Annotated in this window: 24 protein-coding genes; 4 read left to right on the forward strand and 20 right to left on the reverse strand. The window is 46.3% G+C overall.

Features of this window, described 5'->3' with window-relative positions; translation table 11 throughout:
• Positions 1 to 28: 28 nt before the first annotated feature.
• From B0H94_RS07650 to gpr, 15 genes are all read right to left on the reverse strand, one after another.
• Complete coding sequence (locus B0H94_RS07650) at positions 29 to 1,378, reverse strand: NfeD family protein (protein ID WP_427909936.1); 1,350 nt, start codon at positions 1,376 to 1,378, stop codon at positions 29 to 31.
• 319 nt (positions 1,379 to 1,697) lie between these two features.
• On the reverse strand, positions 1,698 to 1,871 hold the full coding sequence (gene rpsU, locus B0H94_RS07655) for a 30S ribosomal protein S21 (protein WP_106588680.1): 174 nt from the start codon (positions 1,869 to 1,871) through the stop codon (positions 1,698 to 1,700).
• Positions 1,872 to 1,996: 125 nt separating this feature from the next.
• Positions 1,997 to 2,659: a deoxyribose-phosphate aldolase gene (gene deoC, locus B0H94_RS07660; protein WP_106588681.1), complete on the reverse strand. Its 663-nt coding sequence runs from the start codon at positions 2,657 to 2,659 to the stop codon at positions 1,997 to 1,999.
• A 30-nt stretch (positions 2,660 to 2,689) separates the two neighbouring features.
• On the reverse strand, positions 2,690 to 4,027 hold the full coding sequence (gene mtaB, locus B0H94_RS07665) for a tRNA (N(6)-L-threonylcarbamoyladenosine(37)-C(2))-methylthiotransferase MtaB (RefSeq protein WP_106588682.1): 1,338 nt from the start codon (positions 4,025 to 4,027) through the stop codon (positions 2,690 to 2,692).
• A gap of 6 nt (positions 4,028 to 4,033) precedes the next feature.
• Positions 4,034 to 4,786, reverse strand: coding sequence for a 16S rRNA (uracil(1498)-N(3))-methyltransferase (locus B0H94_RS07670; RefSeq protein ID WP_106588683.1), 753 nt, complete (start codon positions 4,784 to 4,786; stop codon positions 4,034 to 4,036).
• A gap of 20 nt (positions 4,787 to 4,806) precedes the next feature.
• Entirely contained in the window at positions 4,807 to 5,760 is a 954-nt protein-coding gene (gene prmA, locus B0H94_RS07675; RefSeq protein ID WP_345789037.1) for a 50S ribosomal protein L11 methyltransferase, read from the reverse strand.
• Between the two features lie 123 nt (positions 5,761 to 5,883).
• Positions 5,884 to 7,008, reverse strand: a complete 1,125-nt coding sequence (gene dnaJ, locus B0H94_RS07680) for a molecular chaperone DnaJ (RefSeq protein ID WP_106588684.1) — start codon at positions 7,006 to 7,008, stop codon at positions 5,884 to 5,886.
• A 146-nt stretch (positions 7,009 to 7,154) separates the two neighbouring features.
• Positions 7,155 to 8,981 carry a molecular chaperone DnaK gene (gene dnaK / locus B0H94_RS07685; RefSeq protein ID WP_106588685.1) on the reverse strand — a complete coding sequence of 609 codons (1,827 nt, stop codon included), beginning with the start codon at positions 8,979 to 8,981 and terminating at the stop codon, positions 7,155 to 7,157.
• A 69-nt stretch (positions 8,982 to 9,050) separates the two neighbouring features.
• Positions 9,051 to 9,605 carry a nucleotide exchange factor GrpE gene (gene grpE, locus B0H94_RS07690; RefSeq protein WP_106588686.1) on the reverse strand — a complete coding sequence of 185 codons (555 nt, stop codon included), beginning with the start codon at positions 9,603 to 9,605 and terminating at the stop codon, positions 9,051 to 9,053.
• Between the two features lie 56 nt (positions 9,606 to 9,661).
• The gene (hrcA, locus tag B0H94_RS07695) at positions 9,662 to 10,693 is read right to left on the reverse strand and encodes a heat-inducible transcriptional repressor HrcA (protein WP_106588687.1); all 1,032 of its coding nucleotides are present in this window, start codon (positions 10,691 to 10,693) and stop codon (positions 9,662 to 9,664) included.
• 172 nt (positions 10,694 to 10,865) lie between these two features.
• On the reverse strand, positions 10,866 to 12,014 hold the full coding sequence (gene hemW / locus B0H94_RS07700) for a radical SAM family heme chaperone HemW (protein WP_106588688.1): 1,149 nt from the start codon (positions 12,012 to 12,014) through the stop codon (positions 10,866 to 10,868).
• 74 nt (positions 12,015 to 12,088) lie between these two features.
• The gene (gene lepA, locus B0H94_RS07705) at positions 12,089 to 13,924 is read right to left on the reverse strand and encodes a translation elongation factor 4 (RefSeq protein WP_106588689.1); all 1,836 of its coding nucleotides are present in this window, start codon (positions 13,922 to 13,924) and stop codon (positions 12,089 to 12,091) included.
• 126 nt (positions 13,925 to 14,050) lie between these two features.
• On the reverse strand, positions 14,051 to 14,323 hold the full coding sequence (locus B0H94_RS07710; RefSeq protein WP_106588690.1) for a hypothetical protein: 273 nt from the start codon (positions 14,321 to 14,323) through the stop codon (positions 14,051 to 14,053).
• The gene (spoIIP, locus tag B0H94_RS07715) at positions 14,324 to 15,460 is read right to left on the reverse strand and encodes a stage II sporulation protein P (RefSeq protein WP_181315312.1); all 1,137 of its coding nucleotides are present in this window, start codon (positions 15,458 to 15,460) and stop codon (positions 14,324 to 14,326) included. It lies immediately after the preceding gene.
• A gap of 601 nt (positions 15,461 to 16,061) precedes the next feature.
• A complete protein-coding gene (gene gpr / locus B0H94_RS07720) occupies positions 16,062 to 17,162 on the reverse strand; it encodes a GPR endopeptidase (RefSeq protein ID WP_106588692.1) in 1,101 nt (366 codons plus the stop codon).
• Positions 17,163 to 17,294: 132 nt separating this feature from the next.
• Here gpr and rpsT point away from each other — a divergent pair, with 132 nt between their 5' ends.
• Positions 17,295 to 17,570: a 30S ribosomal protein S20 gene (rpsT, locus tag B0H94_RS07725; RefSeq protein ID WP_427909939.1), complete on the forward strand. Its 276-nt coding sequence runs from the start codon at positions 17,295 to 17,297 to the stop codon at positions 17,568 to 17,570.
• 92 nt (positions 17,571 to 17,662) lie between these two features.
• Here the strand turns inward: rpsT and holA are convergent, their stop codons facing one another.
• Positions 17,663 to 18,697 carry a DNA polymerase III subunit delta gene (holA, locus tag B0H94_RS07730; RefSeq protein ID WP_106588694.1) on the reverse strand — a complete coding sequence of 345 codons (1,035 nt, stop codon included), beginning with the start codon at positions 18,695 to 18,697 and terminating at the stop codon, positions 17,663 to 17,665.
• 319 nt (positions 18,698 to 19,016) lie between these two features.
• On the opposite strand from holA, the gene B0H94_RS07735 reads away from it, so the two are divergent.
• Positions 19,017 to 19,157 (forward strand): YqzM family protein, encoded by a 141-nt coding sequence (locus B0H94_RS07735; protein WP_106588695.1) that lies wholly within the window; start codon positions 19,017 to 19,019, stop codon positions 19,155 to 19,157.
• 40 nt (positions 19,158 to 19,197) lie between these two features.
• On the opposite strand, the gene B0H94_RS07740 is transcribed toward B0H94_RS07735, so the two are convergent.
• The 4 genes from B0H94_RS07740 to B0H94_RS07755 all read right to left on the reverse strand — a co-directional run bounded on the left by B0H94_RS07740 (position 19,198) and on the right by B0H94_RS07755 (position 24,376).
• Positions 19,198 to 21,531 (reverse strand): DNA internalization-related competence protein ComEC/Rec2, encoded by a 2,334-nt coding sequence (locus tag B0H94_RS07740; protein WP_181315313.1) that lies wholly within the window; start codon positions 21,529 to 21,531, stop codon positions 19,198 to 19,200.
• A gap of 258 nt (positions 21,532 to 21,789) precedes the next feature.
• The gene (locus tag B0H94_RS07745; protein WP_106588697.1) at positions 21,790 to 22,353 is read right to left on the reverse strand and encodes a ComE operon protein 2; all 564 of its coding nucleotides are present in this window, start codon (positions 22,351 to 22,353) and stop codon (positions 21,790 to 21,792) included.
• Positions 22,354 to 22,421: 68 nt separating this feature from the next.
• Positions 22,422 to 23,708, reverse strand: a complete 1,287-nt coding sequence (locus tag B0H94_RS07750; RefSeq protein ID WP_245893934.1) for a homocysteine synthase — start codon at positions 23,706 to 23,708, stop codon at positions 22,422 to 22,424.
• A gap of 35 nt (positions 23,709 to 23,743) precedes the next feature.
• Complete coding sequence (locus B0H94_RS07755) at positions 23,744 to 24,376, reverse strand: helix-hairpin-helix domain-containing protein (protein ID WP_106588699.1); 633 nt, start codon at positions 24,374 to 24,376, stop codon at positions 23,744 to 23,746.
• 265 nt (positions 24,377 to 24,641) lie between these two features.
• On the opposite strand from B0H94_RS07755, the gene B0H94_RS07760 reads away from it, so the two are divergent.
• Together B0H94_RS07760 and B0H94_RS07765 are read left to right on the forward strand one after the other, a co-directional pair.
• On the forward strand, positions 24,642 to 24,950 hold the full coding sequence (locus B0H94_RS07760) for a helix-turn-helix domain-containing protein (protein WP_181315314.1): 309 nt from the start codon (positions 24,642 to 24,644) through the stop codon (positions 24,948 to 24,950).
• 11 nt (positions 24,951 to 24,961) lie between these two features.
• Positions 24,962 to 25,861: an IS3 family transposase gene (locus tag B0H94_RS07765; RefSeq protein ID WP_245893940.1), complete on the forward strand. Its 900-nt coding sequence runs from the start codon at positions 24,962 to 24,964 to the stop codon at positions 25,859 to 25,861.
• Positions 25,862 to 25,884 lie beyond the last annotated feature (23 nt).

The following is a 25,884-nucleotide window of genomic DNA, read 5'->3' on the forward strand; positions in this document are numbered from 1 at the left end:
TTCCAATGCGAAACCTCCCTATAAATAATTAAGTCGTTTCTTCGACTTCACGGACGACAATCCGATGTCCTGATGCTTTAACAACCCGAACATTACGCCCTTGTTCAATATATCCTCCTTCGGATACAACGTCAAGGCGCTCATCTTGAAGCAGCATTGAACCAGCCGGACTAAGCGGTGTCAGCGTCTTTCCGATTTCATCTACTAAATCGGTCCGGCTTTCATTGGAAATATAACCTTCTTCAGCTGTTGCTTCTTCATGAAGTACCATTTTTTTCATTGGTCCACGCTGTCCAAAGTATTTAAACAAAACAATCGCGGTAATTAAGGCAAGCCCGAACGCAATCAATAAAGCTACAAGCATATAAGCTGTTGAATACGAAGCCATTAACATGCTCGAAACAATTGCGCCCAGGCCGAGAATGCCGAAGATACCAAAACCAGGTACAAAAATCTCAATGGCTAACAATACCGCTCCGATTCCGAATAAAATGAGCGTTTCATACCCGGCAAAACCGGCAAATAAATGTCCGAAGAAGAAAAGTCCGAGTGATGAGAGACCGAGCAGTCCCGGCAGACCAAACCCTGGAGAGAAAAACTCAATCATTAAACCAATCGCTCCTGCAGACAATAAAATTGGAATAACCGCTGGATGTGTCACCCAGCGGGCCAGCTGTTCTGCAAAGCTGACCTCAGCCTCTACAATTTCAGCCGAATCCAAATCATATGCGGCTAAAAGCGATTCCCGGTCTTCTACGACTTCTTCAGCATAGCCGACACTTTCTGCTTGAGCTGCTGTTAAGGTTAATAATTCACCTTCACCTACGCCGAGTTCTTCAATTTCAAGGTCCGGGTTTGTCATTGCTAGGGCATATTGTGGATCACGGTCATTGCGTTCAGCAGCTCCCTGCATATTACCTTCCCAGGCAGACTGTGCTTTATCTTCAGCTGCCGTGCCAGAACCGTCCACAACTTGCGCTGCACCCATGGTTGTACCCGGCTGCATCGCAATATGATCAGCATTCAACGCAATATACGCCCCAGCTGACATCGCTTCACCGGTCACATACGCTGTTACCGGCACATCAGCACCTCGGACAATATCAGAAATATTGTTCGCTGCATCAACAGCACCGCCAGGGGTATCAATTTCAAGAACGATTAAATCCGCCCCGTCGTCAACCGCTTGAGACATTGAGCGGTCAAGGAAAGCTTCAAGTCCTCGTTCTACCGCCTGTTCTACCGGAATAAAATGCACTGATGTTTCCGCCTCTGCTTTCCCGTCATTTGACCACGCTGAAAGCAAAAGCGTTGTTGCTCCTAAAACGACAGCTAATATACTTAACAGTTGTGTAAGCGAAGCTCTCAAAAACTTCACCTCCTGTTCTTCTGCATCATTTCGTACTTTTATTTAATCAAAGTTTTCTTCCTTGAACAAGCAAAACAAACCGAAGAAGCGACAAAAACCCCCATGATTCAACTCATGAGGGCTTTTGCGCATCTTATGAAGATACAGCCTGTAACGCACCGGCCTGTCGTTTTACACATAACAGTTTGCAAACTTCGTCCCAACGTTACTGCTTAACGCCGTTGAAAGAATCAACCTGCGCCTGCACAACAGGGGGATTCATCCTGCGAAAGCTGCTCGTCCGGGCACCGGTACAGCTGCAATATCTTCACGCCATATAGCGGCATTTTTAGAATTTACGTTTGCGAGCAGCTTCAGATTTTTTCTTACGCTTAACACTTGGCTTTTCGTAGTGTTTACGCTTTTTAACTTCTGCCATTTTCCCTTCTTTCGAAAGGTCTTTCTTAAAACGGCGAAGCGCTGCATCAATGGATTCGTTATTGCGGATCCGCGTTTCAGACATGATGAATCCCTCCCTCCAATAAAACCGTTCACTCATGACCTTCAAGTTCTATGCAGGAAGTGTCATTTCCTTTGATTATAAACGATATCGCACTGGAGTGCAATAGGCAACATGCGGCTAATTCTTTACGATTCAGCGCCGGCAGCTATTGCAACACTCGCGCTGGCGCCGATCCGATCCGCACCAGCTTCAAGCATGGCAAGCGCTGTCTGCGTGTCACGGATCCCACCGCTTGCTTTTACTTCAGCCTGTTCACCGACAGCTTCTTTCATTAAGCGTACATCCTCTACAGTAGCTCCGCCACCGGCAAATCCTGTAGACGTTTTCACAAACTCTGCACCTGCTTCAAGCGACAGACGGCAAGCCCGCTTTTTTTCTTCGTCTGTAAGAAGTGCTGTTTCAATAATCACTTTCGTAATCGCGCCGCCGGCACGTGCTTCATCAACTACGGTTTGAATATCTGTTCTTACATAATCATCGCTGCCTTCTTTTAAACAACCGATGGAAAGGACCATATCAATCTCTTCTACACCTTTAGCGACAAGTTCTTTCGTTTCTTCCTGTTTCATTTTTGTTGTTGTCGCTCCAAGAGGAAATCCAACAACAGCACAAACCATAACGTCTGTGCCCTCGAGTTTTTCAAGCGCTGTATCTGCCATAATAGGGTTAACACATACCGAAGCAAACTCATGCATTTTCGCTTCTTCTGCAAGTTTTACAACATCAGCTGTTGTCGCTTCCGGCTTAAGTAAAGTGTGATCAATGGTCTTTGCAATCGTACTGCTCATTTGAAACATCCTTTCTGATCTTTAAAATATTTATACATGTGCTGCTGTTGTTGAGACGTCTTCTTCAACAATTTGGACAAACGTACCTTCGTTCACTGGATAGCCCGCCTGCTCTAGACGAACGTACACCCGCTCTCCGATCAGCGGTGTGCCACCTTCAAAAGATACCTTTAAATAGTTGCCGGCATACCCCGTTAACGTCCCATCTTCATGCGCTTCTTCGGGAATCACTTCTAAAATATTACCTTCATGGCGTGAAGCATAAACTTTCGCCAATTGATTGGAGAGCTCAATCAAAGCATGGACCCGCTCATTTTTCGTATTAGAATCTACTTGATCTTCCATACGTGCAGCTGGCGTACCTGTTCGTTTTGAGTACGGAAAGACGTGCAGTTCGCTGTAACCGATCGACTGAATGAATTGATAAGTTTCTTGAAACTCTTCTGCTGTTTCTCCCGGAAAGCCAACAATTACATCTGTGGTGACAGCAAGGCCCGGCAGCGCTTCTTTTAAGCGGGTGAGGCGCTCTTGATAAAACGCTGTTGTATATTTACGACGCATCCGTTTTAAGACCGAATCTGAACCACTTTGCAGCGGTACGTGTAAATGGTTCACAATCTTTTCTGACGCATCAATGGCAGCGATGACTTCTTCTGTGATCTGGCTTGCCTCAATTGAAGAAATGCGGATACGCTTTAAGCCTTCCACCTGTTCAAGGTCATGAAGGAGCGCAGCAAAATTGTAAGATTTAAAGTCCTCACCATAGCCCCCGGTATGAATGCCGGTTAATACGATTTCTTTGTATCCGGCTTCAACGAGCTGCTTTGCCTGGGCCAGCACTTCATCCGGCTGCCGCGACCTGAGCAGACCACGGGCCCACGGTATGATGCAAAACGTGCAAAAGTTGTTGCAGCCTTCTTGAATTTTAAGCGAAGCCCGCGTCCGGTTGGAAAAGTCCGGCACGTCCAACTCTTCATACACGCGATTTTTCATGATATTGCCAACCCCGTTGATCGGCTGACGTTCTTTTTGAAATTGTTCGATGTAGCCAAGCATTTTTGAACGGTCCTGGGTGCCAACGACAATATCAACACCCGGAATCTCCATGACTTCTGCCGGTGATGTTTGGGCATAACAGCCGGTGACACAAACAACAGCATCCGGATTTTTACGAATGGCCCGGCGGATCACCTGACGGCTTTTTTTATCTCCGGTATTTGTCACTGTGCACGTATTAATCACATAAACATCAGATGTTTGATCAAAATCGGTTTGATCATAACCTGCTTCTTTAAAAAGCTGCCAAATAGCTTCTGTTTCGTAATGGTTAACTTTGCAACCGAGCGTGTGAAAGGCAACTGTCGCCATTTCAACTCACCTCATACTTTCAAAATAGTAGCTGACCGCCGAGAGAATATAAAGCGGAGCGGTTTCAGTTCGTAGAATCCGCGGACCTGCGCTCACTGGGTGAAAACCGGCAGCGATTGCAGCTTCTGCCTCACTTTCACTGAAGCCGCCTTCAGGACCGACAGCAACGAACAGTGTTCCACCAGATGGTATATGCTGCATCGCTTCGTGAAGGGTGTTATGCTCACCTTTTCGTCCAGTTTGTTCGTAGACGAAAAAGCAGCTGTCAAAGCTTTCAGCAGAAGCGATCAGCTCGTTGAAGTCTTGAACAGGGTAAATATCAGGAATGATGCTCCGTTCGGCCTGTTCAGCTGCTTCTTTTGCAATTTTTTCAAAGCGTTCGAGTTTCTTATCCGCCTTGCTCTCATCCCATTTTACGACAGAGTGATCGGCACGGAAAGGCTGAATTGCAAACGCACCAAGTTCCGTACTTTTTTGAATCACCGTTTCAAGCTTATCTTTTTTTGCAAGCCCTTGGCCGATCGTCACCTTCACCGGCAGTTCAGCTTCACTTGCGAGCGTTTCTTTAAGCTGGCCTGTAACTTCTGAAGAAGAAACGGCTGTGATTTGATATACACCTTGAAAACCATGATGATCAAGGGCAATAATTGCATCCCCTTCACCGAGGCGCATCACTTTTGAAATATGCTTAGCATCGTCACCTGTGATGAACACTTGATCCGCCTCAAATTGTTCCGGCGTAACAAAATAGCGCTGCATGAAGACCGCCTGCCTTTCTGCTATGCTTCTGGTGCTTGTACAGCAATCGCCACCCAGTCTTCAACCTCTGCTGTACGAAGCACTTGAAACCCTTCGCGCTCAAATGCGTCAATCACATCCTGCTTGCGGCGCCCAATAATTCCGGCCGAAATGAAGCACCCGCCTGGGCGGATCACCCGGTGCACATCCGGGGTTAAGCGAAGAATGATATCTGCAAGCAGGTTCGCTACTACGACATCCGCTTCTTGAGTGCCAACAGCCTCAAGTAAATCATTCTGCTGTACAGTAATCTGCTCATTCACGTCGTTTAACCGAATATTTTCACAAGCTGAATAAACTGCAACCTCATCCACATCAAGTGCGGTAACCTGCTTTGCTCCAAGTTTTGCAGCAGCGATGCTTAAAATCCCAGACCCTGTGCCAATATCAATGACTTCATCATTTTTTGTAACGTATTGTTCCATTAACTGCAGCGACAGCACCGTTGATGGGTGTGTGCCGGTACCAAAGGCCATTCCCGGGTCAAGCTCAATCACTTGTTCATGAGTATTTCGCGGCTCGTACACTTCCCAGCTTGGCACAATTGTCATGGTATCTGATACAACAACAGGCTTGTAATACTTTTTCCACGCATGGGCCCAGTCTTCTTCCTCTACTTTAGCTAAAGTGATCTTATTGGCGCCCAGCTCCACATCATAACGCGGTAATTCATTAATGCTTGTCTTTACGTTTTCAACCACGGTTTTAACAGTTTCATTTTCCGGAAAGTAGGCTTTTACCCGAACACCTTCAGCAGGGTAGTCTTCCGGCTTAAATTCATAAACTTCATCTTCTGTGCTTTTCTCATTTGCTTGAAAGTCAGCGGCGTCTTCAATGACAACACCGCTCGCTCCGGCTTCATGCAAAATGTTTGAGATCGGCTCGACTGCCGACTGTGTTGTTTCGATTGCAAATTCAACCCATACCAAAGGCAACCGCTTCCCTTCCGTAAAATTTCGCATTGCTATGTACAACTCCCCTGCATTATACCGAGGCAAACTTCATAAAACAATGGCCTTCACCTGCGAACAGGCGAAAGCCATTGGTCACTGGTTTTGTTAGCTGTTGCCTTTAAAAGCCCGCTTCATTTTAGCGAAAATGCTGTTGCTTTGTTCATCAACTTCATCTTCGCCACCTTTTTCTGCTAAGTCACGAAGCATCTGCTTCTGCTCTTCATCAAGGTTTGTCGGCGTTACAACACGCACCTGTACAAATTGATCTCCTTGTCCGCGGCCGTGAACATTCGGAATGCCTTTGTCGCGGAGTCGGAAACTTTTACCGGTTTGTGTGCCCGCTGGAATGGTAAGTTTCACTTTACCATTCAGTGTCGGCACTTCAACTTCATCTCCAAGTGCAGCTTGGGCGAATGTCAGCGGCAGTTCACAGTGAATATCATCACCATCGCGTTCAAAGAATTCGTGTGGCTGTACGTTAAAAATGATAAACAAGTCGCCTGATGGCCCGCCGTTTGCACCAGCTTCACCTTCCTGCGGCATACGAAGCTTCTGACCGTGATCCACACCTGCCGGCACTTTTACAGACAACTTCTGTGTACGGGAAACTTTTCCGCGGCCATGGCAATTGGAACACTTATCTTTCACCGTCTGACCTGCCCCTTGACAGCTGTCACAGACGCGGCGGTTCACAACCCGGCCAAATGGCGTGTTCTGTTCAACGTTCAGCTGACCACTACCACCGCAGCGCGTACAAGTTTCCGGACTTGTACCCGGCTTGGCACCGTCGCCTCCGCACGTACCGCAGTTTTCTTCACGCGGAATCTCAATTTCAGTTTCTTTACCAAAGGCAGCTTCTTTAAACGTAAGGTCCATCGTGTACTGCAGATCTGCACCTTGGCGCGGCGCATTTGGATCCCGGCGGCCACCTCCACCAAAGAACATATCAAAAATATCGCCGAAGCCGCCGAAGTCACCAGCGCCTCCGCCGCCAAAACCGCCTTGTGCACCAGGGTCTGCTGTGCCAAAGCGGTCGTAGTTCGCACGCTTTTGCGAGTCGCTTAACGTATCATACGCATCTTTGACTTCTTTAAATTTTTCTTCCGCCCCATCTTCACTATTTACATCCGGATGGTACTTACGGGCGAGTTTTTTATAAGCTTTCTTGATTTCTTCATCGGAAGCATCCTGGCTTACGCCAAGCACTTCATATAAATCTTTGTTGCTCATGCCCTTCTCACTCCCAATTGGCTAATACATAACGACTATCTTAACATGTTGTGTCCGCCTGCGGCAATTCACTTACACACAGCGTCCACCCAAAAAAAGTCAAAGTCAAGAAGACCTGACTTTGACTTTTTTAAACGGGCAGTGTTTTACTGCTTATTGTTATCATCGTTTACTTCTTCATAATCTGCATCAACAACGTCTTCTTCAGCGCCGCCTTCTGCTCCTTGCTCCGCTTCTGCCTGCTGTGCTGCCTGCTCATAAAGCTTTTGCGACAAGCCCTGCACAATTTCCTGCAGCTCATCTTTCTTCGTGCGGATTGCTTCAATATCTTCGCCTTCAAGCGCCTGCTTCAGCTCATCTTTGACAGCTTCAGCTTTATCTTTCTCAGCCTGCTCAACGCTTTCGCCGAGATCATTCAACGTTTTCTCCGTTGTAAATACGAGCTGGTCTGCTTCGTTGCGCAGTTCAACTTCTTCACGGCGCTGCTTATCCGCTTCAGCGTTTTCTTCAGCGTCTTGTACCATCTGTTCGATTTCATCTTCACTCAAGCCGGAAGAAGAAGTGATGGTGATCGACTGCTCTTTATTTGTACCGCGGTCTTTCGCACGTACGTTTACAATACCGTTTGCGTCGATATCAAACGTAACTTCAATCTGTGGTACGCCGCGTGGTGCCGGTGGAATATCACTCAACTGGAAACGGCCGAGCGTCTTGTTGTCAGATGCCATTTCACGTTCACCTTGGAGCACGTGGATATCAACGGACTGTTGATTATCTGCAGCCGTGGAGAACACCTGGGATTCGCTCGTTGGAATCGTCGTGTTACGCTCGATCAACTTTGTCATGACCCCGCCCATGGTTTCAATACCAAGAGAAAGCGGTGTAACGTCAAGCAGTACAACGTCTTTAACGTCGCCGGCAAGTACGCCAGCCTGAACAGCGGCACCAAGTGCTACAACTTCGTCCGGGTTTACACCTTTGTGCGGATCTTTTCCTGTTGAGTTTTTGATGCCTTCCTGTACCGCCGGAATACGCGTAGAACCGCCGACAAGAATAACTTTATCAATTTCACCAGCGCTTACACCCGCGTCCTTCATCGCACGGCGTGTTGGCTCCATCGTTTTCTCAACAAGATGATCGGAAAGCTCTTCAAACTTTGCACGTGTCAACGTTGTTTCCATATGCTTAGGCCCTGAGCCGTCTGCTGTAATAAATGGCAGGGAAATTTGCGTCTGTGCGACACCGGACAAGTCTTTTTTCGCTTTTTCCGCTGCGTCTTTCAAACGCTGCATCGCCATGTTGTCCTGGGAAAGGTCAATGCCTTGCTCTTGTTTGAACTCTTTCACAAGATGGTCGATGATCACTTGGTCAAAGTCATCGCCGCCAAGCTCATTGTTACCAGACGTTGCTTTTACTTCAAAGAAACCATCGCCGAGCTCAAGGATCGATACGTCAAATGTACCGCCACCAAGGTCATAAACGAGAATTGTCTGGTCATCTTCTTGATCAAAGCCGTACGCAAGAGAAGCTGCTGTTGGCTCGTTAACGATACGCTCAACTTCTAGACCTGCAATGCGACCCGCGTCTTTTGTTGCTTGACGCTGGGAGTCGTTGAAGTATGCCGGTACAGTAATAACCGCTTTGGATACTTCTTCGCCAAGATATGCTTCTGCATCAGACTTCAGCTTCTGCAGAATAATCGCAGAGATTTCCTGTGGTGTGTATTCTTTATCATCAATTGTTACTTTATAGTCTTCACCCATATGACGCTTAATGGACTGTACTGTGTTTGGGTTTGTAATCGCCTGACGCTTTGCAACTTCACCCACCTGGCGCTCACCGTCTTTAAACGCAACAACAGATGGCGATGTACGGTTACCTTCCGGGTTTGGAATAACGGTAGCTTCGCCGCCTTCCATCACTGCAACACAAGAATTTGTTGTACCTAAATCAATACCAATTACTTTACTCATGAATAATTCCTCCTGTCCAAAGTAGTTCCTCAATGTTTCTTTTTCTAATACTAGTCTCGCGTTAACGACCTACTGGTTCACTTTCACCATCGCCGGTCGGATGACACGGTCTTTCAAAAGGTAACCTTTCTGCATCACTTCGACAACTTCGTTAGAGTCATGACCTTCCTCATCAACCTGCATTACAGCTTGATGTACTTCCGGGTCAAATTGATAGCCTTCTGCTTCAATTTCTTCGACACCTTCGTTGGCAAGCGCTTCTTTCAGCTGCTTATATACCATATCCATGCCCTGGGTGAAGTTTTGTACCTCTTCACTTTCCGGGGCGGTCTGCATGGCACGCTCAAAGTTGTCAAGCACCGGAAGTAAAGATTCTGCAAGCGGCTGCGCCCGGTACTTTGCAGCTGCTTCCTTTTCTTCGCGGCTGCGACGCTTAAAGTTGTCATAATCCGCCTGCACGCGCGCTGTGTAGCTTTTCCAGCGCTCGATTTCTTCCTGCAGCTTCTCTTCTTCTGTCACCGCTTCATCTGCGTCTTCAGAAGCTTCTTCTTCAGCATCAGCTTTTGTTTCTTCTACTTCTTGTTCATCCATCAATTCTTCGTCTGTACGCTCGTGTTTAGCCACAGCGTTCACCTCCAAATGTCCTCAAACAAGGCGGGATTGTCCCGCACTCGGAAGTTTTACTCCCGGTGGTGCCAGGATGTCAACATTTTCGTTAAGTCGTGGGTTAAATATTGAAGCAAGCCGATAACTCTTGAATATTCCATCCGTGTCGGACCGAGAATGCCGATCGTGCCTACCGGCTTGCCGCCAATTTGATACGTTGCCGTAATCATACTGACATCTTCGAAAGCTTCGATGTCATTTTCTTCACCAATTTTCACAGTGATTCCACTTTGCGTCGGGACCATCAGCTGATGCATCTGCTCATCTTTTTCAAGCAGCTCAAGCAGCGAGCGAACTTTATCTACATCTTTAAATTCCGGCTGTGAAAGCAGGTTCGTCTTACCGCCGTAATAAACTTTTTCGGATTTGTCCGTGTGCAGCGCATTTTCTAAACTGTGCATCACATCCATATGTTGAGATAAGTGCTGCTCCATAACAGAAGCCACTTCTTGATAAAGCGCCTTATTTAACTCAATTAATGGAACACCTTGAAGCCGGTCATTTAAAATGCGGACAACCTTTTCAAGTTCTTGCGCTTCAAGTCCTTCCGGCAAAGTAATCTGCCGGTGCTCTACGCTGCCTGTATCGGTAACGAGCACCGCAACGGCCGTACTTTCATACAGAGGAACAATTTGCAGATGCTTCAATTTCGTATTAAACGCATCCGGACCAAGCGCTACTGAAATGTAGCTCGTTAAATCCGATAAAACTTCTGCCGACTTACGAATCACATCTTCAGTTTCTGTGATCCGATCTGCAAACAACTGCCGGATATCGACAATATCACTTTCTGATACCCGCCGCGGCAAGAGCAGATGGTCGACATAATAGCGATATCCCTTATTTGAAGGAATACGCCCTGATGAACTATGCGGCTTCTCCAAAAAGCCGAGCGTTTCTAGGTCGGCCATTTCATTTCGCACAGTTGCAGGACTGTAGGAAACATCCTCACGCTTTGAAATGCTTCTAGAGCCGACAGCTTCTGCCGTTTTTGTATACCCGTCAATGATGGCTTCCAAAATAAAAAGCTGACGTTTCGTTAACATCAAAGCATCACCTCTATTAGCACTCAATTTAACCGAGTGCTAAATCTATTGATACGTTATCAAACGGATTTATGTTTGTCAATGAGGTGATAAAAATACATACAGCCTGCTGGAATATCATACTAAGTGTGGGTAACGGCTTAAGAACATTGCACCAAGCCTTTTCAATCACCTAAAATTTATTTTCGTTTTCAAGGAACCGGACAAACACTTCATTTCCAAGCAAGCGACCTTCTTCAGTAAGTGCAACCCAGCCGTTTTCCACCGTGAGCCACCCTTTGGCAGTAAGCTCCTCTAAAGCGCCTGGAAATGCATCAGCCACTGTTTCACCGTATTTTTGTTCAAACCGCACAAGCGGCATCCCTTCATTCATCCGCAAGCCGAGAAACATTTCTTCTTCCATTTGCTCGCGGCGGGAAAGTTGATGCCGCTGTCGTTCCGGAAGTTCGCCATTTTCAATTGCGCTAATGTAATGCGGGACCGGCTGAATATTTTCATACCTGGCGCCTTGGAGATATCCGTGTGCGCCGGCACCAGCAGCCACGTAGCTTTCATTGTGCCAATACACTTGATTATGACGGCTTGCTTGTCCGTCTTTTGCAAAGTTTGAGATTTCATATTGATGAAATCCTGCATCCGCTAACACCCGTTCCATAGCTTCATACATGTCTGCTGCCTCATCTTCGGTCACGGTCGGAAGTTTACCCGCCCGCCACCAGTTATAAAACCTCGTTTTTTCTTCAATCTTTAACGCGTAAGCAGAAATGTGGCTCACATCAAGCGCTGCGGCAGTTTGCAGCGTATCATGCCAAGAGCTCATGGTTTGTTCCGGAAGCCCGAGCATTAAGTCAATAGAGATGTTAGAAAAGTTAAAAGCCTTCGCACGATGAACTGCATTTTTGGCATCACTTGCTGTGTGACCACGTCCAATTTTTTGAATTAATTTATCATCAAATGTTTGTACACCGATGCTTAGGCGGTTCACACCATGATTGAAAAGCGTGTGGAGCTTATCATCGTCAGCATCATCAGGGTTCATTTCTACAGTGAATTCAGCGCCTGGCGAAACCCCTGGCGTCTTAACATGTACCGCCTGCAAAATCCGCCCAAGTTGTGCTGTGGTGACTGCAGATGGAGTACCGCCGCCGATATAAATGGTTTCAAGCGGCGCTGTTTCACCAGCAAAGCGCCAAGTAAGCTCCTGCTCAAGTGCATCAATATAAGCATCTACCGGTTGATTCTCAATGAAAAATTTATTGAAGTCACAGTAATAACAAATATAACTGCAAAACGGAATATGGATATAAAGGGAACGAGCCATAAAAATGCCTCCTTTTCAATCATCACAGAAAAAAGCGCCGCCTGATAAGGCTGCCGCGCTTTTACCGGTCTTACTTACGAATCTTCTTTATTGGCATCCATTTGTAACACAGACATGAATGCTTCCTGCGGTACTTCAACTTTACCGACGTTTTTCATCCGGCGCTTACCTTCCTTCTGTTTCTCTAGAAGTTTACGCTTACGGGATACGTCGCCGCCGTAACATTTCGACAATACGTTTTTACGGATCGCCTTAATGGTGGAGCGGGCAATCACTTTGTTACCTATACTTGCCTGTACCGGCACCTCAAACTGCTGGCGAGGAATCAGTTCTTTTAACTTTTCTACAATCGCCTTGCCACGGTAATATGCCATATCCCGGTGAACAATCACTGAAAGCGCATCTACTTGTTCGCCGTTCAATAAAATATCCATTTTTACAAGTTTTGATTCTTTATAGCCCATCAACTCATAATCAAAGGAAGCATAACCGCGCGTATTTGACTTCAACTGATCGAAGAAATCGTAAACAATTTCTGTAAGCGGCAGGTCATATACAATGTTGACCCGGTTTTCATCAAGGTATTTCATATCTTGAAATTCGCCGCGTTTTGCCTGGCAAATTTCCATTACCGGACCAACAAAATCGTTAGGGACCATCACATTCGCTTTAACGAATGGCTCCTCAACCGCCATCACCTGTTGCTGGTCAGGCATGTTGGACGGGTTATGAATTTCAATGACTTCACCGTCGTTTAAGTAAACGTTGTAAATCACACTTGGCGCTGTCGTAATTAATTCAATTCCGTATTCACGTTCAATACGCTCTTGAATGATCTCCATATGCAAAAGCCCGAGGAAGCCGCAACGGAAACCGAAGCCAAGCGCTTGTGAAACTTCTGCTTCAAACTCAAGGGAGCTGTCGTTAAGCTCGAGACGCTCCAGCGCATCGCGAAGACCTGTGTATTGGTTAGGGTCAACTGGATAAACCCCGCAGAAGACCATCGGTTTCATTCGTTGATAACCAGGAAGCGGCGCTGGAGCAGGTGCGTTTGCATGCGTAACCGTATCACCTACACGGGAGTCGCCTACATTTTTAATTGAAGCAGTAATAAACCCGACATCACCTACACTAAGCTCATCAGCGGAAACCGGATTTGGCTTAAACACGCCGACTTCACTTACTTCAAATTCTTTTTCCGTCTGCATCATCCGGATTTTTTCACCTTTTTTAATCGTTCCTTGGACAATCCGGACATAAGCGATCACACCGCGGTAGGAATCGTAAAGGGAGTCAAAGATCAATGCCTCGAGGGGTTCATTTACATTTCCCTGCGGCGCAGGAACCCGCTTAACAATGTGTTCTAAGATTTCTTCTGTCCCGGTGCCATCTTTTGCAGAGGCTAAAATGGTTTCAGATGTATCCAGGCCGATCACATCTTCGATTTCTTTTTTAATCCGCTCTGGTTCTGCACTCGGTAGATCAATCTTGTTAATCACCGGAATGATTTCTAAGTCGTGTTCTAAAGCAAGAAAAACGTTTGCAAGCGTTTGTGCTTCAATACCTTGCGAAGCATCGACAATTAAAAGTGCACCTTCACAAGCTGCCAGGCTGCGTGATACTTCATAAGAAAAATCGACGTGCCCCGGGGTATCAATTAAATGGAAAGTGTATTCTTCACCGTCGGCAGCTTCGTATTTCAACTGCGCCGAATTCAGTTTAATTGTAATACCGCGCTCACGCTCAAGGTCCATCGCATCAAGGGTCTGCTCCTGCAGATCACGTTCACTAACAGTTTTGGTATGCTCTAAAATTCGGTCGGCAAGGGTTGATTTGCCGTGGTCAATATGCGCGATAATCGCAAAGTTGCGGATGCGCTCCTGCCTTTGGTGCTTATCTTCAGAACTCATAACTATATCCTCCTGCTCTTTGTGTGGGTTCTTTTTCGCTGAAAGAACGAACACTAGCGTTCCAAGAGCAACGAAACTATCGTTCATTATACCAACCACACCAGCATTCGGCAATGAAAGGCAGGCTTATTGGCTTGTAGAGCCGAGCAGTCTGCCAAGATCGCTGAATAAATTGCCCCGGTCTTTTTCAGCTGCTTCCCCTTGCTTCTCATATAAATCCTGCCTTACTTCCGGCATCTTCGTATCATCAGCTGGCACTTCTTCGATTTGTTCGATTTCTGCCGGCGTTCCATCAGGGTGAAGCTGCAGCACATTCTCGATTTGCTCATAAGCGTAATGATGGCCAATCACAACACCAGCTAAAACTGCAGCTGCAACGACAAATAACCGTTTAAGCATTTAATCATCCTCCTTGTAGTACGTATGAATCGCCTCGGCCATCACATCTGCTGAACGATAAGCTTCTTCTAACGTATTTTCTACACCGCCGATCTCAATTAAAACCGACTGCGGTGATAAATCTTGATTATAGCGTCCATTGGACCCACGCCCACCTTTCACAATAACCCCGCGGCTCAAACCTGGGTGTGTATCTTCAAGAATGTGATGAAGCTCTTCAGCCATCGCTAGATTCTTTTCATAATCTGCATGATTTTCACCAATCACAAAGAATGTACGTGCATAGACCTCACCATTGATCGTAACTGTCGTAACATCACGGGGCTGGGAGTCACGATGGACATCAAAAAACATTTCGAGCGTATCCGATTCTTCTTTCGCTTCCTCCACCAACGGCCGCGACACATCATAAGAATCTGCAAAATCCAAGCCCCTGTCCTGGAGTTTTTGTTCAATATCAGCTTTGTCTACCTCTGATCCAATCCCGAGCTCTTCAAGGCGCTGACCTAACCGCTCGCCGACAAGGGTTATGTTTTGTTCAGCATGAAACGCAACATTCGCCCCTTCTTCAAGCTCAGGGAAGAAGGATTCACGACTGTGTGAGTGAATGATATGAGCGATCGGATCTTCAGAGGGAGAAGTGACTTCCTTTTCTTCTTCACCTTCACTCTCTTGCTCATCTGCAACAGCTTCTCGTTCTTTCATTAATTCTTCCATAGGCGGAGCTGATTCTACGGTCATATTTGTAATATCTGTGCCTTCCCCGGCTACAGCAATTCGTCCGTCATATAAAACAAACCCGGGGATTTCATTACCGAGAAACGTACGCGGGTCATTTACATTGACCGTGGTTACAAGCTGGAACATGGAATGGGCCGGGGAAGGAAGCGCAACCTCCGGCATTTCCTCCTGCATATATCGGTTTTCTAAGCCGTACCACGATGCAAGCATGTCCACCTGCATTTCGTTTGTCCATTCATGAAGTAAAGAGGAAGATAAATGGCGGTTATGATCAAATGACGTGAGCACTGCAATGAGTAGAAAAATAAAAAAACAGCTGCACCCTGCTGTGAACAGCCACTGCTTAACGACAGAATAATGCACAGTCACACCTTGCCATGATCTCTGCTTCTCCACGGTTCCACCCCCTTCTTGTCCAAGCCTATGCCCTTCTAAGCGAAAACAGAACAAAAAACCTGCGCTCATGAACCGTGAGCGCAGGTTAGCGTGCAGGCAAACTTTATATAAAAGCGGGGGCTGACGTCGCTTTTCAGCTCGTTATTCTGCGTAGACGTCGCCGCCGATGCTTGTCAGCCTTGTTTAATTTCATGGTCATGAATTGTAGAGGCCTTTTTGATCAAGCAACATCTACATGAATCAATTTCATAATGACGGTTCATGAGTGATCAAGCGAACCACATACATTGGAAATGCTTGCTGATCTTTAAATTGACAAGTGACCGAAACGAAAGACGGCGACTCCCGGAGGTTTAAGCGCAGGCTGAAGATCCACTTGTTCGAATAGAAATCAATTCGAACAAGTTAGCTGAAGCCAAACCCTCGGGAAAGCGTCCGTCGGTAGTGCTGGTCACGTTCATGATTCATTTTTCACCTCTTTATACGGCAGCCCGCGGACCTCACAGCAGTAATCTGTGCGTGGATTTTAAGTTTTTTACTTTGTCGAGAGTCTGAACCTGCGCTCATGAACCGTGAGCGCAGGTACTTACATTTTGGCGTTTTAATGCGTAAAGGTGCCAGTGTTTTTTTCATCGATCGCTTCATGAAAGGCTGCGTTCATCCCTTGAGCGAGCATATGCGCCATATCATCCATAAACGTATCAACTTCTTTTGGCGTCACCATTAAATTGTGCCCTAAAGGAGCAAGCACTTCCTGAATCAACTGCCGTTTTTCTTCTTCCTGCAGCTGACCTACTGCGCCGAGCCAGGCGGTGCGGTCTTCGTCGAGGGGCAGGTCATCAAAGCCCAGGTTCCGCCGTTCACCAAACGTCATACCAGAAGGTGCAAGGCGTTTCGCCGGTGCATCTCCTTCTTGTTTTTCCCGGCCTAAATGCTTTAACAAATAATCCATCGCATCGCTTGTAATTGAAACAGCATCAACCACTGTCGGAATGCCAACCGCAAACACCGGGACCCCGAGCGTTTTTTCGTTCAGCTGCTTGCGTTCATTTTGCACACCAGAGCCAGGATGAATGCCTGTATCGGACATCTGCACCGTTGTGTTCAACCGCTCGAGTGATTTTGAAGCAAGCGCATCAATTGCAATGACAGCATCCGGCTCAATTTGTTTCACAAGTGCATGAATAATATCTGAAGTTTCCACCCCGGTCACACCCATGACACCAGGCGCAATTGCACTCACCGGCCGGTATCCCTTTTCAACCGTTTCCGGAGCTTCTTTAAACAAATGACGGGTCACGTGCAGTTCATCCACCGTTTTCGGGCCGAGCGCATCCGGGGTTACTTCGCGGTTACCAAGCCCGACAACTAAACATGAGGCATTTGGTGAAATATGATGTTCGTTTAAAAACTGCACAAATGAACGAGCAAACACACGCGACAACGTTTGTTGTAAATTTTGATCGCCACCGCGCAGCCCTTGTGCTTCTAACGTGACATAACGCCCTGGATCCCGCCCTGTTTTTTTAGCACCTTCTTCATCAATCACAACGCGTACCACGTGGATGCCTTCATCTTCTGATTCTTCGATTTGTACGCCGCGCCGTTCGTTTTCTTCATGTTCCTGCTGCTTTTCAACATACTCATCTTCCACCATTAAATCTGAGTGATAACGAAATTCCGGCTTTTTCTTTTCAGACATACGCACCCTCCACCTTGGCATTCAGTTATTTTATAGCGTGTACAAAAAATTCTGTTCTATGCATTGTATTGCACTCGGCGCCACTCTTTGGTACAATCTCCGTTGTGTTATGCACGTTTTCTCATCGAGGAGGTGAAATCATTGGCTAATATCAAATCTGCTAAAAAGCGTGTGCGTATCAACGAAGAGCAGCGTGTGAAAAATCAGGCGTTCCGTTCTTCGATGCGTACAGCTGTCAAAGAGTTTGACAAAAAAGTTGACAACAATGACGTTGAAGGCGCAAACGAAATCTTCACACTTGCTGTGCAGAAAATCGACAAAGCTGCGGACAAAAACATGATTCACAAGAATCGCGCGAGCCGTAAAAAGTCCCGCATCCAACAGCGTCTTAACGAAGTTAACCAGTAACTGCTGCGGCAGTGCAAATGTCTTTCGCGAAGGACGTTTCAAAAAAACCGCCCAGGTGCCTTTGAGCACCTGGGCGGTTTTTTATGTCTGAATCAAGCTTCTTTTTTTAAGTGCGGAATTTGAGTGACAAACAATTCAAGAGCAAGCTCTTTCTCCATACGTCCCGTTTTTAATGTTTCATCAAGTACTGCAAGTTCTTTTAAAATTGCCTGCAGTCCTTTTTCTGAAAAGTTTTGGCTCTGCTTACGCGCCACTTTCACAGCATAAGGATGAACTTTCACAACCCCGGCGATTTTTTGTTCAGAATAACCGCGGCGTCCAAGCTCTTTTGCCTGCAGCATCATCCGAAACTGACGGGCGATTAATGCAGTCAGTTTCACCGGTTCTTCATTTTGCTTTAACAAGTCGTACATTGTTTGTAAAGCCTCTTTTACTTTTTCTTTCGCAATGAGGTCCACTAAATGAAACACATTATCTTCAAGCGTTTTCGGGGCTAAAAGCTCAACCGCTTCACTTGTAATAGTACCATCGTCTCCTGCATACAAACAAAGTTTATCGAGTTCTGAAGCTAACTGCATTAAATCATTTGCAAACCTTTCAGCAAGCTGCTGCCTTGCTTCTGCTGCAATTGCTATATTTTTCTCTTTCACATACGTATCAATCCACTTTGCGAGCTCCCCGCCTTCAAGCGGTGCGGCTTGAAGTACCGCTGCATGTGACTTTAACTGTTTTACAACCTTCTTACGTTCATCTAATTTTTCATACGGTGCGGTAATAATCATCACCGTTTCCGGCGGGGGCGAAGCCGTGTAGTTTTTTAAGCGCTCAAGATCATGTTCAATTTTCTCCGTATCTTTTTGCCCCGTTAAAAACGAAGCGTTGCGTGCAATCACAAGCCGGCGTTCGCCGAAAAACGGCAGGGTCTCTCCTTCATCAAGCGCTGCATCCACTGGTGTTTCACGCATATCATAACGCGATAAATTAAAATCTTTTTCATCTTCATCAAGGACCGAAGCTGTAATCTCCTCTAAAACATCTTCGATTAAGTAATCTTCTGTACCGTATAATAAATAAAGCGGGTGAACTTCTCCTCGTTTCAGCTCCCGTTTTAATTCGGCGTAACTCATATGCCAACGCCCTTTCCCTCTTTTTCTTCATTCTACCGCAAGAACACACTGAGGCAAAAGAGCGAAACAAAGGAAAGCAGCCACGCACAAGGCCGCTTCCCATTTATTTAAACGCCGAAAACAAGGCCTAGGAACCCTTGAGTTCAGCGGCGTTGGTGTATTTGTTATCTTATCCTATGCAGGTCAGCTTTATCTGTGTTAACTCTTGGAATGGCTTTTTTCTCCGGTACATGCATCCCGGGGAAATGAAATTTGTTTGACGATATGGATTTTTTCAACCGCTTCGCTTATACTAGAGGTTAGCAAGGAGGGACAGCTGATGAATAACGAATTTGAAAAGGACGTTCAAAGTAAACGCAATGACTTCAACGATTCAGTCGTTGGTTTTGTTGTTTCTTTCGGCTTCTTTGCCACAATTTTTGTCATTGGTTCGGCCATTTCTGTTTTAGCAACATGGTAAATCAAAGCTGCCCCTTAAGTATTCAACGGGGCAGTTTTTTTTAATTTGTTACTTCTTTTTGCCTCCGAGCTGCTTCAAACTTCCCTGGCACACCCTCTTGAAACGTGTAGCGAACCGCCCCTAACTGATCGGTCCGCAATGCAGGCACTTCATTCATTTCAAGCCGCTCAATGACTTCCTCATGCGGATGGCCGTACAGGTTGTTACGACCAGCACTAATTAACACAGCTTCCGGGCTGACAGCTTCTAAAAAATCCGGGGTTGTTGACGTGCGGCTGCCGTGATGACCTGCTTTTAAAACGTCCACCTCCTCTAAGGCACGTTCCTGTTGAACGAGCCGGCGCTCACCTTCTGTTTCTAAATCCCCCATAAACAACCATTCCATCTGTCCGATCGTTTTCTGAAGGACAATGGAACGATCATTTAAATCCGTCTCATGACCAATAGGTGCTAAGACTTGGACCGGGGCATCACTGCGCATCCAACTGTCTCCTGCCCGTACTTGAATGAATTCACTACCTGCTTCAGCTACAGCATGCAAAAACCGTTGTTCTCCCGGTTCATCTACAGCTACCGCGCCGTAAACAACCTTACGAACATCAAATGCCTCCAATAAATGAAATGCACCTCCGTAATGATCCCAGTGCCCGTGCGTAATAATTAGTCGATCAATCTTTGTAATCCCCTGGGACTTTAAATACGGACCGACAACATCGCGCCCTGGTTCAAACGGTTCGCTTTGTTCGCGCCAAGACTCATCTTCATTTATAAATGACACAATACCGCCGGCATCGATCACATCAACAGCCTCTCGCTGCGGCCACTGAATAACAATGCTGTCACCTTGTCCGACATCAAGCATAGTCACTTTACCTGTTTGGTCAATTGAAGCTGTGATCGCCGGCCATCCTAAAAGAAGAACCCAGCCGGACCAAGCAATAAACATTACGCGGCGGTGGCATTCAAAACTAAGTAATAGCCCGGCAGTAGCAAGAGATAACACAAAAACATCACCCAGTGACGGTTGACCGAACACAATAAAACCAAACCGCCAGCTTTCTACCGTTATTAATGCATCATGAATGAACGACAATATGCTGTTCACTGGAGAAAAAATGACGAGTAAAGAAGGGTGAATGAAAACTATAAAAAAACTGAGTGCTGCAGCCGGCATAATGAAAAGTGTCATAAATGGCACAAACCAAAGATTTAACAGCGGGCTAATCCAAGAGAATTCATGAAAATGATACAGCAGCACAGGAACGGCTGCAATTTGGGAAATGAGTGAAACAAAAAAGAGTTGTGAAAGGTAGTTGCGCTTTTTTTCAAACAACCATCCGCGAGACAGGATGATCGCAGCTGTAATTAAAAATGAAAGTTGAAAACCAATGTGTTGAATATAATACGGATCGGCCCAAAGCATTAAAAGTGCTGCAAACCCTAAACCATCAAGCGGCGAGAGCTTCCAGTGAAAGCGAAGTGCCAAAGCGACAAGCATACCGATCAGCGCCGCCCGCACAACTGAAGGTGCAGCCCCTGTCAAAAGCGCATACAGCGGTAACAGCCAAACGAGCGAGGTGAGCGCCTGCACTTTTGTAAGCGCAAATCGGATGAACACCCTGTAAACGACGAAACTTACAATCCCGACATGCAGACCGGAAACAGCAAGAACGTGAATTAAACCGAGGCGCTGATACATTGTTTCAACTTCTGGATCAAGCAGTTTACGTTCACCAAATAACAAGGCCGCTGCAACACCAGCAAAAGGATCTTCAAGGAGCGATGCCACCTGAGACACTCCGGCTTGCCTGTAATGTTCCAAATAATCCAGCCACGTATACGCCGGCTGACAATCTACAGGAATCGCCTCTAAGAACCACTGCCAGTGGATCTGCTCGGTATATAAGTACTCCTTGTAATCAAAAGCGTGAAAATTTGTAGCTGTAGAAGGCCGCTCGAATTCACCTGTCATGTAACACTCCATGCCTTGCTTTAAAGCTTCACTTTTTTGTTTTTCTGCTTCATTTTGTAAAAAAGCAAACGCTTGTACCTGGATTCCCTCTGCTGCAATCTCTACCGGCATTCGAAGCCGATCACCATCAACTTGGGGTGTTTCAGAAATCACAGCATAGGCTGAACCTTCTTCAGGCAGCTCGTCAGCTTGGTTAGCAGCATCAAAAACAAGCACCCACATATAAATTACAGCAACTGCAGCTGTTAAAAAAACCGGCTTCAACCAGCTCGGACGAAATACATACCGCAGCCAAATGACATAACAAAGCATCCCGACCACGCCGAGCCACCCTGCACCATGCAGTGCAGCGGTGCAAGCACCGGCAGCGCCCACCGCTAAGTAAATCCACCGCCCGTTCAAAGGCATCACCTGCCTGATTAATAATGTTTTTCTCTGCCTTACCTTAAAATGCAGCGTATTTTCAGAGAGGATCCAGGTTTATATCACTCATTTGACATTCATAAGCTTAATGTCCAAACAATCACGTCTAAGAACCAAAATTTTTGCAGGAATATAAAGTTTTGAGTTTATTGAGGATTAGGAATTGTTAACGAAAAGTAGAAAGGTTAACATAGCGCAGCAGGAGGGCTGCCGCGCTCGTTATACCGAAGTTGTTGATTATTTGTAGAAAAGTTGATTGATGCGCTCGTACCATTCGCGTATCTCTTCACCTTCAACGCCTGCTGATTCCAGCCGTTTTAACACATCAGCAGCAAGCGCCATCTTTTCTTCACGGTTTTCTTCAAACAAGCCTTCTTCAAGCTCTACTTGCTCTACCACTACGCCGGCCTGTTCAAATAATTCAGCGGCATACGGGTGATTTTTATAATCCACCGCATAAATGATCCGCTGAATGCCAGCTTGAATAATCGCTTTAGCGCAATGTACACATGGATAATGAGTCACATAAATTTCTGCTCCTTCAGCGTTGACACCGAATTTTGCACATTGCAAAAGCGCATTCATTTCTGCGTGTATCGTACGGATGCAGTGCCCGTCTACAACGTAGCACCCTTCTTCAAGACAATGATCGCCTCCGGAGATTGAGCCGTTATAACCGCCGGCAATGATCCGCTTTTCACGAACAATGGTTGCTCCCACCGCAAGACGGGGGCACGTACTCCGCTTTGCAAGCAGATGACTTTGTGCCATAAAGTATTGATGCCAAGACAAACGTTCCACACACTTCACTCCTGTGTCCATTTTCATTTTTCTAGTATACGAAACAACAGGAAAAAGCGCAAAAACGTTTAGGTGTGGCTTGCTGCAAGTGCCTGATCAATATCAGCTATAATATCATCAATGTGTTCAATACCTACAGATAAACGGATTAAATCCGGTGTTACACCGGCAGCCTTTTGATCTTGTTCACTTAACTGCTGATGCGTCGTACTTGCAGGGTGAATAACAAGCGATTTCGCATCCCCTACGTTTGCAACGTGCGAATGCAGCTGTAGAGCTTCAATAAATTTTCGTCCTTCATCAGTCCCACCGTCAATACCGAACGTTAAAATTGCGCCTGCTCCTTTTGAAAGATAGTGGTCTGCCTGTTGCTTAGACCGGTGGGATTCAAGACCTGGGTAACTGACCCATCGAACATTTTCATGCGCTTCTAAATGTTCAGCAACTTTTTTTGCATTTTCACAATGGCGTTCCATACGAAGGTGGAGTGTTTCAAGACCTTGCAGCAGCTGAAAGGCATTCATCGGCGCAAGAGCAGGGCCTAAATCGCGCATTAACTGAACCCGGGCTTTAATAATATAAGCAAGCTCGCCTACCGCTTCTGTATAAGATACCCCGTGATAACTTGGATCCGGCTCGGTTAACTCCGGAAACTTTCCGTTCGCCCAGTTAAACTTACCGCTGTCGACAATAACACCACCGATCGTTGTGCCGTGACCACCCATAAACTTCGTGGCAGAGTGAACGACAATGTCTGCGCCGTGATCCATAGGACGGCAGAGTGCAGGAGTAACAACGGTTGCATCAACCATTAACGGCAGATCATTTTCGTGGGCAACTGCTGCAACAGCTTCAATATCAAGCACATCCCCATTTGGGTTGCCAATCATTTCACCGAAAATCACCTTTGTATTCTCATTAATTTTTTCCTGAAAAGCTTCCGGGTTTGTCCCGTCAACAAGGTGAACGGTAATACCAAACTTCGGCAGCGTGTGTACAAACATATTATATGTGCCACCGTACAATGCACTTGATGCTACGATTTCACCACCGGCTTGGCATATGTTTAATATGCCAATCTGGATAGCTGACGTTCCACTCGCGGCTGCAAGCGCACCAACCCCGCCTTCAAGCGATGCCACCCGCTTTTCAAATGCGTCTTGCGTTGGATTCATAATCCGGCTGTAAATATTACCGAACTCTTTTAAAGAAAATAAATCCGCTGCATGTGCCGTGTCGTTAAACTGATAAGATGTGGTTTGATAAATCGGTACAGCCCGTGCGTTTGTTGCCGGGTCTACTTCCTGACCGCCATGTACTGCAAGTGTGTCTAAACTCCAATTATCTGCTGTCATCATTCCGCCTCCTTAACTTAAATGCACAAACAACATTAGTGAATAGAAATTTCGTCTTCCATCCGCTCCAGCGTAGCTGGACCAATGCCGCTAACTTCCGTCAACTCTTCTTTCGACGTAAATCGCCCATTCTCCTCCCTATAGGTCACAATTGCTTCTGCTGTCGCCGGACCAACGCCGTTAATTTCTTGCAGCTCTGATTCATCCGCTTGGTTAATTGATACCCCTACATCCCCACCTTTTCCAGCCGTGGCAGGTGAAAACTCTTCTTCTACAGCGGCTTCATCCGGGACGTAAATCACCATTTCATCATAAAGTCGCTCTGCTAAGTTCACTGCTTCTTCCTTTCCGGTTTCTGTTACACCACCCGCTTTTTTCACAGCATCCACGACCCGTTTATTTTCAGCAAATGCATACACCCCGGGCTCAACGACCTCACCTTTAATATCAACAGTGACCGTATCTATTTCTCCTTCTTCCACTTTTGGTTCCGCCTCAACTTTATCAGCTCCGGTATTTATGTCATCATCTGTAAACAGCAGCTCCGCCGGATCCTTGCTTTCTTTTGGTGCAATTGGTCCACCAGACACAATTAAAAAAACCCCGAGACAAAGAATCAAAACCGCAGCCCCGGCAGCGGCATAAACTTTTTGACGCTCACGTTTCATATACAGACAGCTCCTTCTATTTCAAGTCATTCTTCACGAAAACACTTACTTAAATGAATTTCAATATTCTTCATAAGGTGATAAAAGCCGAGCAATTAACGTAACCTTCACTTCAGACAGCCACTTTTAATTTTACGGATTATAAATCACTTCCAATGTATATCGTTCGTTTTATCGCTCATGAATGAAGTTAGTATAAATAGTGGGCACGGCACATTGGCACATGGTTACATGAAAGATAACAATGATAAAGGGCGTGAACTTAATGGCCAAAGGACAGAAACACCGGGATCCCGAATTCCAGCAGTATGTCTCCAAAATGATTGTGCAGGACGGCCACTCTATCGTGAAAATATCGAAAGAACTGGATATTCCGTATTCCACCATTCAGAAGTGGGTGCGAAAGTTCAGGGATCAGCAGCGAAAAGAAAAACAGGAAGCCCAGAGTCAGCTCCTTACCGCCTCAGAGTATAAGGAAATGCTGGAGAAAGAAAAGCAGGAGCGGCTCGAGCTTGAAGAGGAAAATGAAATCTTAAAAAAAGCCATGCACATCTTCACGCAAGAAAAATCCTAAGGTTCGAGTTCATTCATGAACATCGTGACCAGCACGCCCTAGAGAAGATGTGCCATGTCCTGGGGGTGTCCCGTTCCGGATACTATGCATATGTAGCACGTATAAGCCGGGAGGAAACAGAACGTGAAGCCTTCAACCGCCATCTGGATCAGCTGATCCTGCGTCACTTCCATACAAATTACGGGTGTTACGGCAGTCCGCGAATCTGGCGGTTATTGCGTGAGAAGGACGGCCTTAAGGTATCTGAGCGTAAGGTGACTCAGCGTATGGGCGAGCTTGGGCTGTATGCCGTGCAGAAAAAGAAGTATGTGGTGACAACGGATTCAGATCACGACGAAAAAGTCTTCGAGAACCACTTAAACCGATCGTTTCTTCCGGACTTCCCCAACACGACCTGGGCCACAGATATTACGTATACCTTCACTTTAGAGGGGTTCGTTTATCTAAATCCGGTGATGGATCTGTTCTCCCGCCGGATTATCAGCTATCGGATCGATGATCACATGGAAGCCAGGCTGTCGTTAAATGCCCTACGGGAGGCGATCGCCCGACGCCGCCCGGAGGAAGGATTTGTACACCATTCCGACCGCGGCTCTCAATATACTTCAAATGCGTACGTGAAGACGCTTGAGGAAGCCGGAGCCGTGATCAGTATGGGCCGGAAGGGCGACCCGTATGACAATGCCTGTATGGAAAGCTTTTTTGCGTCGCTTAAGAAAGAGTTTTTACACAAACAGACCTTTGCCACAAAAGAAGAAGCCTATGCGGCGGTCGACTTCTACATCCGCTTTTATAACCAGCATCGAATGCACTCCTCTCTGAATTACGTTAGTCCAATGGAGGCTGAAATGGCGTATACAAAGGCACATTCAGCGTACACCAAAACCAAAGAAGCACACTCAGTATCGTAAGATCAGGGAGAAAGTGAAGAGCC

Source organism: Salsuginibacillus halophilus, from assembly GCF_003014715.1.
Lineage (GTDB): Bacteria > Bacillota > Bacilli > Bacillales > Marinococcaceae > Salsuginibacillus > Salsuginibacillus halophilus.